The following is a 12141-nucleotide window of genomic DNA, read 5'->3' on the forward strand; positions in this document are numbered from 1 at the left end:
AGGCCAACGATTTCAATGCACCAAGTCACTCGATTCACATGATCGGCGGGATAATGTTGATTGATAAGCCTCAAGGGCTGACCAGTCATGATGTGGTCGCAAGGATCAGAAGGATTTTAAAGATAAAAGCCGTGGGCCACGCAGGAACGTTGGATCCGATGGCAACGGGTCTTCTGACAATAGCCGTAGGAAAAGCCACTAAACTGATCACTTACCTCACCAACACCACGAAAGCTTATGAATGCACGATTGTGTTCGGTCAAACCACAGAAACCCTAGACGGAGATGGCCATCTTTCTTCACAAAAGCCTCTCCCACCCGCTTTGATTGACGAACTTACCTCCCCTTTCCCTTTACCCAGTGACTCTTTTATAGAAAGAGCGCTTACCTATGAGCGCACCCGAATAAGTCAGATCCCTCCTGCATACTCCGCCATTAAAATCAATGGAAAACGAGCTTACGCCCGCGCTCGATGCGGAGAAGAATTTGAAATCCCAGCACGCCCTGTACAAATGAAACACCTTGAGGTGCTGAGAAAAGGGATCAACCCTAACCCATGGATTCAACTATCGATTGAGGTTAGCAAAGGATATTACGTGCGCTCGCTCGCACGCGATCTATCAACCGCTCTCGGCACAGTAGGATGCCTGTCCCAGCTCCGACGAACCCACGTGGGGCCTTTTCAAGTCAGCGCAGCATTACCACTCGAAACCGGTAATGCTGCGACTTTGTTAACTCATCTAATTTCTATAGAAGAAGCCGCAAAGCAAATCTTAACCCCCCTCTATTTGGATGAACAACACCTTGCTCCTCTCTTGCATGGACGCCCTCTCCACGCTGATTTAATCCCAGCGATTCAATCCGCACCTGTTGGAACACTCTACGCTCTCTTCTCTCCACAAGAGACCTTACTGGCCATCGCTGCCCCTCAACAAAACGGAAACGTCCAAATTTTTCACAGATTCGGACATACCAAATCATAGACTGCATTTGTTTTGGTGTTTTTAATTTCAGAAAACGTATCCAAGGCACACTTTTCGATCGCTCTTTTGAAGCACTACAGAGTAAGGAAAACATAGAATCAAACTGCGATATATCTGAGAAGACTAGTAAAAAAGTATTAAATATGTGTTACTTACATTCTTTTCACTCGTATTTTCGCTATTCCAATTGTTTGGCGCTTTCGATTGCCCTTAGATAATATAATAGATGGTTCGCCATCTGATAGGTTGTCTATTTGCTCATTTAATAGCTCATCAAAGCCTAGATTTAAGTTAAAAAACATCAAGAATTCCTGTTTATTCTTTGATAAACAGGGGGGATTCTAAGAGAAATCATAAAAAGTCGATCCTTATTACGGCTTTATTCGTCCAAATCAGTTTTTGGGAGTGTGGTCAGTCACTTAATCGAAAGCTTTCAGAAACAACAGAGCATCCGCATCAAGTTCATCTCTCTGGAACAGACTCAGACAATCAACCTTTTGCACTCGATACGATGTATGGAGGTAAATTCCAAAATGGGTATCACAACATTTTGTTCATTGTGTACGCGATTTTGGAAAATAATCTACACGGTTTCAAAGTAGAATCGGAAGGGGTGCTCATCCTTATCTCTGCTTGCCCAAACAAGATGAAATTGATTACACGTGGGCTATCCCAGAAAATTGACTCTATGTGGCCAACAAAATAAGGTGGGTTGTTACAGCGAATTCACTTGTCAAACGATGGAGACCTGAACCAAGTTACTTTTAATGCTGAATCGGAACTTTTAGGAGCTCAGAAAAGCATACTTCATCCTAAGTCTCCTCATCTTTACATTCTTCACGCGAATAACAACATGAAGCGGATTTACGATCTCTATCAACAACAAATGAGAAGATGAGAAGAAACGTTGGTCCCATTCCCCAACCGTTTCTACTCCAATGCCAACAAAATCTTCAACGATTTCTCCATATAACTACCCAGTCATGGGAAGTCTTTCTGATCCTTGTTCAATAAGAAGAAGGGTAAGAAGAAAGGCGAGAGGATACTCCTATCAAGAAACCCCTTTTGGTGTGGAATATCCTCTCTCTTGTTGAACATACTTGATTTAGCTTCAAGACCAACTTAACAGGGGGATGGTGAGAAATGTATATATCCTCGACAAAACACAGACAATTTACGATAATAGAATCGTTAAGCGAAGGTGGCGGAATTGGCAGACGCGCTGGATTCAGGTTCCAGTGGGATCACTCCCGTAAGGGTTCAACTCCCTTTCTTCGCACTGATGATACCGTCCCGTGCGGATGGTGCTGTATATCGGGAGTTCCTTTTAAATAGAATGGCCTCATTCGAGGAAATCATCCGCAACAACTTTTATGAACTATGCTAGTAGTACATCCACCATGGTGGATGTACTTATTTTACGCAGCGTAAGAGCAATCGATCCTCCTCACCTCGATGAGGAAGAGATCGATCTTGTTATTGAAAGGGGAAGGATTCTTTCAATGGGGTACAGTGCTGCTGGCTCATGGAAGGCTTCTGATCGAGTCCGCATTCTCAATGGGAAAGGGTGGTGGGTTCTCCCCGGTCTAACCGATCTGCATGTTCATCTGCGTGAACCGGGCCATGAATACAAAGAGGATCTTCAAAGCGGTCTCAAGGCAGCAGCAGCGGGCGGTTTTGTCAATGTCTGCGCAATGCCCAACACATCCCCCATCAACGATACACGCGCTGTAACTGAAATGCTGATCGCAAAAGCAAATCTGATCGGTGGTGTCCGCGTCCACCCCATTGCCGCGATTACTATAGGACAAAAAGGGGAAAAGTTGACTGAAATGGTCGCTCTCAAAGCGGGGGGCGCTGTTGCTTTTTCCGATGATGGACGCTGCGTCACCTCAGCCAAGGTGATGAAGCAAGCATTCGAGTACGCATCAACGCTTGATCTTCCTCTGATCCAGCATGCAGAAGACCATAGCCTCACTCAAGATGCCCAGATGCACGAAGGGGCTATTTCCACTCAGCTCGGATTGAAAGGATGGCCTCGGATTGCAGAAGATTTGATAGTTGCGCGCGATGTACTTCTCGCGGAATACACAAAAGCTCGCTATCACGTCGCCCACCTTTCAACTCAAGGAGCCGTTCGGATTGTACGGGAAGCAAAATCACGTGGCCTTTCCGTAACTGCAGAAGTCACTCCCCACCACTTGCTGCTCATCGATCAAGACGTGATCGGTTATCGTACCGCATGCAAGGTAAACCCACCGCTGCGAGAAGAAGAGGACAGAGTCGCTCTCCTCGAAGCGCTCGCAGACGGGACCATCGATTGTATCGCAACGGATCATGCTCCTCATAGCCCGCTCGAAAAAGAATGTGAGTTCTCCCGCGCATTACCAGGGATGATCGGACTTGAGCTATGCCTCCCTCTTCTCCTCCCTCTCGTGCACCGTGGGCTCTTCCCTCTTGCACGGTTCATCGACGCCCTTGTTTCGAAGCCAACCCGGATCGTGGGGCTTATCCCCCCTACTCTTCGAGAAGGGGCTCCAGCCGATTTGACAGTGATCGATCCGCATGCTCAGTGGACAATTGATGCTGATCAACTTTTGAGCAAAAGCAAAAATACTCCTTTCCATGGCTATCAAGCGCAAGGCCGTATTATGATGACCCTGATCGGAGGTCAAATCGCCTTCGAATCTTCTCCTTAACCAGAAGAGGTTTCATGAGCGATCCTACAAAATCTGAACGTGCCTGGCTCGTATTAGCAGACGGGACAACATTTGAAGGGCGCCCCTTTGGTGCTCGAGAGGCGACTGCTGGAGAAGCTGTTTTCACCACTGCACTCACAGGTTACCAGGAAATCATTTCAGATCCTTCTTATTGCGATCAGATTGTCGTGATGACCACCCCTCACATAGGCAACGTGGGGATGAATCGACAAGATCACGAATCAACTTCTGCCAAGCCCTCCCTAGCAGGGCTTGTCGTACGGGATCGAAGTACACTCTTTTCGAATTGGCGAGCCGAGCATTCACTTGATCAATACCTTTGCGATCACGGAATTGCAGGGATTACGGAAGTGGATACGCGGAAATTAACCCGCCATCTGCGTGATCACGGAACGCAAAATGGAGCTTTCGGATGCCAGCCCCCTGAGCAGCTGTTAGAAATAGCGCGAAAGGCACCCAATCCAGAAGGGCTTAACCTAGTCCACAAAGTTACTTGCTCAGCGCCTTATGCATGGACGGAAGGAAACGGTTTGTGGGCGTTGCCTTTTTGCAAAAATGATCTGCATGTTGTTGTGCTCGATCTCGGCGTTAAGAGAAACCTTCTCCGCTCTTTGGTGGACATGGGGTGCAGGGTCACCGTGGTCCCTGCCTTTACCTCTGGAGAAGAGATCCTCTCCTTCGCTCCCGATGGTATCCTGCTTTCGAACGGCCCCGGAGATCCAGCTGTCTTGGAAAAACCGACCGAAACTATCCGCTTTTTGCTGGGAAAGAAACCGATCTTTGGCGTTTGCCTCGGGCATCAACTGCTTACCCAAGCTTTAAAAGGGAAAACGTACAAACTTAAATTTGGTCACCGAGGTTGCAATCAACCCGTCCGAGATAAAGCGACAGGGCGGATTGAGATCACCTCCCAGAATCACGGTTTCTGCGTCGACCTTCAATCGCTCCCAAGCGACGTGATATCGACGCATATCCACCTCAATGACGGAACGAGCGAGGGCCTTGCTGTCCCTTCCTTAAAAACATTCAGTGTGCAATATCATCCTGAAGCCTCAGCTGGACCTCACGATTCCCTATACCTGTTTCATCGCTTTTCGGATCTCATGACGAGTGTCCGTCCATAACAATTGTTGTTGGTTATTATCACGAGTGATTGATTGATGTCGTCTCTTCAGCCTACTATTTACTTTGTAAGTCTCGGTTGCACCAAAAATCGAGTGGACAGTGAAGTCATGCTTGGAGTCGCTGAACAATCGGGCTACCGTCTCACGGATTTTCCCGAAGAAGCTTCCGTTATCGTTGTCAATACATGCGGATTCATAGAGGAAGCAAAAAAAGAATCGATCGAGACAATTGTCGAGCTCGCTTCTTGGAAACAAAATGGAGGCTGCAAAAAGCTCATTGTGACAGGATGTCTTTCTCAACGGTATCCCCAAGAGCTTTCGGCTCAAATGCCCGAAGTCGATCATTTCTTGGGCTCTAGTGATATGCTTCGTCTTAAGGATGTACTTCAAGATCGAGCTGATCGCATGCTTGTGGGAAATCCAGCCGATTGGCTCATCTCCTCTGCCGATCCACGGGCCCTGACACAGAGTCGGGTCAGCGCTTATATCAAAATCGCTGAAGGGTGCGATCGGAAATGCTCTTTCTGCGCGATCCCTCAATTTCGAGGGGTTCAGCGCTCCCGAGACCCACAAGACATCCTTCGAGAGGCAGAACATCTTATCTCTCTTGGAGCTGTTGAACTCAATTTGATCTCTCAGGATACGCTTCGCTATGGGCATAATCTTCCTTCCCAGAAAAGGATCCCTCTCTCGAAACTGGTTGAGCAGATCGCCAATTTGACAGGAGTCCAGTGGGTCCGTCTGTTCTATCTGTATCCTCAAAAGCTAGAAGAGGAACTTCTCGAATTACTCGCAGGGCATCCACATGTTGTTCCCTACGTTGATATGCCACTCCAACATGCAGCAGATCCAATGTTAAAGCGAATGAAACGAGGGTGTGGGAAAGATAGGCAGAAACGGATTGTTGAGCAGCTGCGACTTGCTGTTCCCCGCCTCACCTTTCGAACTGCCTTTATTGTAGGGCATCCAGGTGAAACACAAGAAGAATTTGAAGAACTGTACGAGTTTGTCCAATGGGCCAGATTTGAATATGCCGCTGTATTTCGGTATTCCGATGAAGAGTCTTGCCCCTCTTATCAATTGGAATCAAAGGTCAAGCCTCTTGTCACCGCCAATCGACAGCGGCGGCTCGTAGCCTTACAAGAACGGATTGCAAGAGAGAAGAACCAAGCCTATCTCGACCAAGAACTCGATATACTGGTAGAAGGGCCAAGCGAAGAACATAAATGGGTGTATCAAGGGCGTCATGCAGGACAAGCTCCTGAAATTGATGGACGGGTATTTCTATCTGGAGAAGCATTCATTCCAGGGGAAATCGTGCGTGTCCAAATTTCTCAAGCTACCACCTATGATCTGGTAGGAGAAACGCTCTATCCTCCTTCCTCCCCTGTTCATACCGCTAAGGAGAAAAAGAAAACGAAAAGGCGATTTCTTCCTCTCTTACCTCATAAGCCCACTTCCCCTCTAAATCATTAATCACCATAAACAATTTAGGAACCACTAGACGGTAAACGGATGGCCACTCTTTCTTTGCGCAATATTGTGATTGTTGCAGATGTTGATCACGGGAAAACCACTTTAGTCGACCATATGTTAAGGCAGGCAGGAACTTTTCGAAGTACGGAAACACTTGTCGATCGTGTGATGGATTGCGGTGAACTAGAACGTGAACGCGGAATCACCATTATGGCCAAGAACGCGAGCTGCCGGTGGAACAATACCAAGGTCAACATCATCGACACCCCTGGCCATGCCGACTTCGGAGGAGAGGTGGAACGTACGTTGATCATGGCAGACGGGGCTCTACTTCTGGTCGATGCTGCCGAAGGCCCTTCCCCTCAGACACGGTTTGTCCTCCGCAAATGCCTTGAATTCCACTTTCCCATCATTGTTGTGATCAATAAGATCGACCGTACAGATGCTCGACCTGAAGAAGTTCTAAACGAAATTTTCGATCTCTTTTGCGATCTAGAAGCAAGCGACAAACAGATCGACTTTCCTGTCCTCTACGCGATCGGAAAACAGGGGATTGCCAAAAAGAATCTAGAAGATACTTCCACTTCATTAGCCCCCCTCTTTGAATCTATCCTAGAAACAATTCCTCCTCCAAAAGGGGATGAGAAACAACCTCTCCAAGTACTGATCAGCAATCTGGACCATGATGATTACGTCGGACGGTTGGCTATCGGACGGGTGATGGCAGGCACGCTCAAGACCAATCAAGCGGTTGGGATTCTTAAGAAAGGCCCCCCCCTCAAAGGTGCGATCAAAGCTTTACTATCCTTTGAAGGGTTAAAGCGAACACTGACGACGGAAGCCACGGTGGGGGAAATCGTAGCAATTTCAGGTTTTGAAGACATTGAGGTAGGCGATACAGTTGTGGACCAACATCCTGAATGGGAGAAACGCGCACTCCCACGCATTGAAGTAGAACCCCCTACGCTTAAGCTGAAAATTGGAATCAACGCTTCCCCGTTTGCAGGCAAATGCAAACAGTCCAAATTTATGACGGGACGCCATCTGCGCGATCGTCTTCTCAGGGAAACCCGAAAAAATCTCGCTCTCCGTTTGGAGGAAACGGATTCTTCCGATACGTTGCTCCTTCTGGGACGGGGAGAACTGCAGCTCGCCATCTTAGTGGAAACGATGCGGCGAGAGGGATATGAGATGCAGCTTGGAAATCCTCAGGTCATGACCAAAAAAGTCGATTCTACTATTTACGAGCCTTATGAACTTGCTGTGATTGACGTTCCAGAGGCCTTTATTGGAATCGTTATAGAACGGACGGGGGAACGAAAAGGGCGTATGATGAAAATGGTAGGCCCCCGCTACGGGCGAGCCCGCCTGGAATATCGGATCCCGAGCCGCGGCCTTATCGGATTTCGCAGTGAGCTGATGACTGCCACACGAGGGAGCGGACTCCTGCACACGCTGGTAGATGGCTGGGAGCCATGGGCCGCCGGAATAATACGGCGACCATGGGGAGCCATTGTAGCCGATCGCGCAGGAGTGTCCACCAGCTATGCTCTCCATCATCTCCAGCCCCGAGGAGAATTCTTTATTTCTCCAGGGGTAGAGGTTTATGAGGGGATGATTTTAGGCCAGCACAATCGACCAAACGATACGGACGTCAACGTCACAAAAGAAAAGAAGCTTTCCAATATCCGCAATCACGGAAAAGATGAAAACGTGGTTCTGTCACCTCCCCGTCTTCTTACCATTGAAACCGCTCTCGAATGGATTGACAACGACGAGTTGGTTGAAGTGACACCCGAAGCAATCCGAGTCCGGAAACAGATTCTGAAAGCCAACGCTCGACCGCGACGGGGAGATGCGGAAGTAGATTAACTTTCAATCAACAAGGTATGCAATCGATTCTGCACCTCTTCTAGCCGAGATAAATCAATCAACGTGCTGACACGAAAGGGACCACCCGTCACAGACAGGGGGTTGATTTCATCTTCTTCGAGATGATCGAAAATGTCTGTCAACCGCTCTAGAATCTTTTTCCTCCCACCTATCACACTGATAAGTCCCATAGGCGGGGTAAATGTTAATGAATCCGCAAACTCTTGCTTAAGAGATTGACAGCAATACTCCGCATCGGGCATATGAAGGAGAGGAATCAGACATTTGATAGTGTTCTGAGCCCCGTAGAAATCGAGCGGAGGTAAGGAAAATTCCGTAATGCGCCGAAGAAGAGCAGACCATTGTGTCCGCTCAACGCACGCCTGCACTACTTGAGGAAAACTGACCACGGCGTAGATCTTCTCTTGGACGGCCCCAGTCTTCGGTTCGGAAGCGATTGTTTCTCGGAAAGAAGCATCAGGGCGGTGATGATCACTTGCTTTCCGCGCAACAATATGGACATCCTTACGACGAGCCCATTCGATGGCGCGCCCATTGATTACTTTTGCCCCTACCTCCGCCATTTCTTGAAGAATCGGCAGCTCGATCGTAGGCCAATGGTACGGTTCTTTGACAATCTTCGGATCTCCCGAATAAACCCCATCGACATCGCTGTAAATTTCACACCGTTCAGCTCCAAGGGTAGCAGCCAGCGCGACTGCCGTCGTGTCTGAGCCCCCTCGCCCAAGGGTTGTCACTTCTCCTTTATAACTCACGCCTTGATAACCAGCTACGACCACTACACGACCCTGTTCAAGCTGCTGCTTCACGCGAAAAGGGCGTACTTCCATGATCTGAGCATCAAAATGATCGATACTGGTGATAATTCCAGCTTGACTTCCCGTCAGACTGACAGCATTGCATCCGCGCGCGTGGAGAGCAATACACAGCAATGCCATGGACACGCGCTCCCCTGTGGAGACCAGCATATCCAATTCCCGACGAGATAACTCAACCGAGTAATCTGCACCTGTTAAAGCAGCCTGATGAGCAAGAGCAATGAGCTGATCAGTCGCCTTCCCCATCGCGCTAACCACAACCACAACTTGATAGTCTATCCTATATGCGGCATTCACTTTATCAGCGACATGACCGATCTTTTCCATGTCCGACATGGAGGACCCACCATATTTTTGAACCAAAACCTTCATATTCTTGTTCTGAACACTCTACAGTTGAATAAGCATTTACGATGTTCTTTCCACAACCACCCCCTCAACCAAAGAAAAATATGATTTCACGATCTTCTTTTTTCCCAAAACGAAGTGAGCATTCGTTTATAGGAACATTGTGCTACGTATTTTTATTTCAACCCTTTCAAGGACAAAGATGAACTTTTTGACGCTCTCTGAACCATCCCCTCCGTTCTAACCATGCATCTGCTCATCCTTTCTCGCCGCAGCCACCTCTATTCCACAAGACGACTCATGCTTGCTGCCCGCGCACGAGGTCATCAAGTGACTATCGCTGATCCTCTCGATTTACGGCTCGTTATCAGTCGCGGGCGCCCCTCCATTTTTTTAGGGAACCATCCTGTCCCCCCTACGGATCTCGTACTCCCTCGGATAGGTGCATCGAACACCAACTTTGGTCTCGCTGTTGTGCGCCAGTTCGACATGATGGGGATTCCCGTTCTCAATACCGCCATAGCGATCGCCCGTTCTCGGGATAAATTGCGAGCGATGCAGCTTTTAACCAAGAAACATATCAACGTTCCGAAGATGGTGTGCGCACGACACCCCAATTCCGTCGATTTAGCCCTCAGAATCGTCGGGGGGGCCCCCGTCATCGTTAAGCTACAGCAAGGAACACAAGGAATCGGGACGATGATCGCAGAAACGCCTCAAGCAGTCTCTTCCCTCCTCGGAACGCTATGGGCCATGGGGCAGGATATTATCCTACAAGAATACATTGCCGAATCAAAAGGGCGAGACTACAGAGCTATTGTCGTGGGAGGACGTGTCGTCGCTGCCATGCGCAGACAAGCCAAAAAAGGAGAATTTCGTTCCAACCTGCATTTAGGAGGTTCAGGGGTTAAAATACAGCTAGAAAAATCTTACATTCAAGCTGCTATTGCAGCCACTAAAGTGATAGGGTTAGAAGTCTCAGGGGTTGACATGTTAGAAGGGAAAGATGGACCGAAAATCTTAGAAATCAATAGTTCTCCTGGGCTGGAAGGAATTGAAAGGGTCAGTAGTATCGACGTAGCAAGCATTATTATTCGCCATGCGGAGCGATTCCTTCTTAAACGAACCAAACAGAAAAAACGAAGAGACATTGTGATTGAAGAGGAACGTCTTCCTTACCGTTTAAAACCGCTCCATCTGTCTCCCTCTGATCTTTCCTTTCTGCTTAGTCAATCTTAAAAAACACCTGTGACGGCTTCTCTCCATGTTTCTACTCTGCATTTCAGATATCCACGGTCACCTAGAGGCTCTCACAACCGTGCTAGAGGCTTTTAAAGATCGCAACGTTCATCGGCTTCTCGTAGCAGGCGATCTGATCTTTCCAGGCCCTCACCCATTCGAGACGTGGAAACGTCTTTGTGCAGCTAACGCTGTGATGGTACAGGGAGTCACAGATCGAGCACTCGCCACACTCAATCTAACTTCTCTCAAAGCCATGACCTCTCACGAACAACAACGGCTAGAGCGGATGCAAACGATCCGGAAAGAACTAGGACAGTTGATTTTGGAACGCCTCAAAAGACTCCCCACGTCCGTTCGTATTCCTCTCGAAAGCGGCGGTGATTTGTTGCTGGTCCACGGGGCTCCTGCAGATCCCATGGAACCGATGACCCACGACATGACCGATGAAGAACTGCTCCCCCTCTTAGGAGAGGAGAGCGCAGAGGTGGTGGTCTGTGGCATGAGTCATGTGCCTTTTGACCGGACTGTCAAAGGCACCCGTATCATCAATGTGGGGAGTGTGGGAGAAGCTCCTCACTTTAACGGAGAGGAATACACTCCTATCGCCCATGCAACCTGGATCGAATCCACAGCCCTCGGTCTTTCTGTAGAGCACATCACTATCCCTTCCCTTTCTCGACCCAAGTCTGAATAGCGGACAGGGAAGACCTTCAGTAAAAAATGACAGCTTCATCCCGTCTTTCACTACATCTAGTTCATGAGAAATTAGTAGCCATATGCCACCTTCTCACTCTCATAAAGCTTCTGCATTTGTTTAGAAGTAAGCGCATCTCTGAATGTTCTGAGTTTGGCAATAAATCGTTTAGGAAAAAAGCTTAGTTGATATCCTATCCCAATTTGTGTCGTATTGTTCTCATAAGACAATTCAGAAGCTTCATCCCGATTATTTGCGTTTCTCATCGTTTTCGTTACCCCATTGATATAAACGCTTGTTTGTTTACCTCGTTCTACATCATCTTGTATAGACAACAATCACTCAAGCCCATGTCTTTTCCGGTACTTTGTCATTCATACTCCGGATAAACGAGCTCCCTGACTTTCCAGCGCTGAACTATACTTTTGCTTTGCAGCAATTGTAAGCTGCTTTTTAGGCCGAAGAGCATCTGAAGGAGAAACGATCAAGTGCTTGTTTATTCCTTTTCCCTTGGAATGAGAAATACTAAAAGCTACATGCTTGGCACTGTATGGTGTTCTCAATTGAACACCATGGTTATACGTTTGACTGGTTGTTGCAACTGCCGCCACTGGCATTCCAGAACCCTACAGGTGCAGGTATGATCTGAGGTTGCTGATGATCATCTCCACACCCTCCTCGAGACAGGTCGTTGTTCCCCTCTTCTGTATCTTTTGTGTCATCCTTCGACTCGTCATCCGTACTGTCTTCACTATGATTTTCCTGTCTATCTCCCCTCCTGACGAACCGCCATTCGTATTCTTTTTTCTCTGCTCTTCTCTATCCCTCTCTTTATTTTATTAT

Annotated in this window: 9 protein-coding genes and 1 tRNA gene; 8 read left to right on the plus strand and 2 right to left on the minus strand. The window is 48.0% G+C overall.

Annotated elements, in window-relative coordinates; genetic code table 11:
* Positions 1 to 38 precede the first annotated feature (38 nt).
* The 6 genes from truB (at position 39) to typA (ending at position 8175) form a co-directional block, all read left to right on the plus strand.
* Positions 39 to 983, plus strand: a complete 945-nt coding sequence (gene truB, locus BCY86_RS05485; RefSeq protein ID WP_075276835.1) for a tRNA pseudouridine(55) synthase TruB — start codon at positions 39 to 41, stop codon at positions 981 to 983.
* A gap of 1195 nt (positions 984 to 2178) precedes the next feature.
* A tRNA-Leu gene (locus BCY86_RS05495) sits at positions 2179 to 2262 on the plus strand.
* A gap of 94 nt (positions 2263 to 2356) precedes the next feature.
* Positions 2357 to 3682, plus strand: a complete 1326-nt coding sequence (locus BCY86_RS05500) for a dihydroorotase (RefSeq protein ID WP_245776202.1) — start codon at positions 2357 to 2359, stop codon at positions 3680 to 3682.
* A 14-nt stretch (positions 3683 to 3696) separates the two neighbouring features.
* On the plus strand, positions 3697 to 4827 hold the full coding sequence (gene carA / locus BCY86_RS05505) for a glutamine-hydrolyzing carbamoyl-phosphate synthase small subunit (RefSeq protein WP_075276837.1): 1131 nt from the start codon (positions 3697 to 3699) through the stop codon (positions 4825 to 4827).
* A gap of 36 nt (positions 4828 to 4863) precedes the next feature.
* Positions 4864 to 6303, plus strand: coding sequence for a 30S ribosomal protein S12 methylthiotransferase RimO (gene rimO, locus BCY86_RS05510; protein WP_075276838.1), 1440 nt, complete (start codon positions 4864 to 4866; stop codon positions 6301 to 6303).
* A gap of 39 nt (positions 6304 to 6342) precedes the next feature.
* Entirely contained in the window at positions 6343 to 8175 is a 1833-nt protein-coding gene (typA, locus tag BCY86_RS05515; RefSeq protein ID WP_075276839.1) for a translational GTPase TypA, read from the plus strand.
* Here typA and BCY86_RS05520 read toward each other — a convergent pair.
* Positions 8172 to 9386: an aspartate kinase gene (locus BCY86_RS05520; RefSeq protein ID WP_075276840.1), complete on the minus strand. Its 1215-nt coding sequence runs from the start codon at positions 9384 to 9386 to the stop codon at positions 8172 to 8174. The genes typA and BCY86_RS05520 overlap by 4 nt on opposite strands.
* 222 nt (positions 9387 to 9608) lie before the next feature.
* On the opposite strand from BCY86_RS05520, the gene BCY86_RS05525 reads away from it, so the two are divergent.
* On the plus strand, positions 9609 to 10601 hold the full coding sequence (locus BCY86_RS05525) for an ATP-grasp domain-containing protein (protein WP_075276841.1): 993 nt from the start codon (positions 9609 to 9611) through the stop codon (positions 10599 to 10601).
* A gap of 25 nt (positions 10602 to 10626) precedes the next feature.
* Complete coding sequence (locus BCY86_RS05530) at positions 10627 to 11298, plus strand: metallophosphoesterase family protein (RefSeq protein WP_075276842.1); 672 nt, start codon at positions 10627 to 10629, stop codon at positions 11296 to 11298.
* A gap of 374 nt (positions 11299 to 11672) precedes the next feature.
* On the opposite strand, the gene BCY86_RS05540 is transcribed toward BCY86_RS05530, so the two are convergent.
* Complete coding sequence (locus BCY86_RS05540) at positions 11673 to 11915, minus strand: hypothetical protein (protein WP_075276844.1); 243 nt, start codon at positions 11913 to 11915, stop codon at positions 11673 to 11675.
* Between the last annotated feature and the right edge of the window lie 226 nt (positions 11916 to 12141).

The organism is Pajaroellobacter abortibovis (genome assembly GCF_001931505.1).
GTDB lineage: Bacteria > Myxococcota_A > Polyangia > Polyangiales > Polyangiaceae > Pajaroellobacter > Pajaroellobacter abortibovis.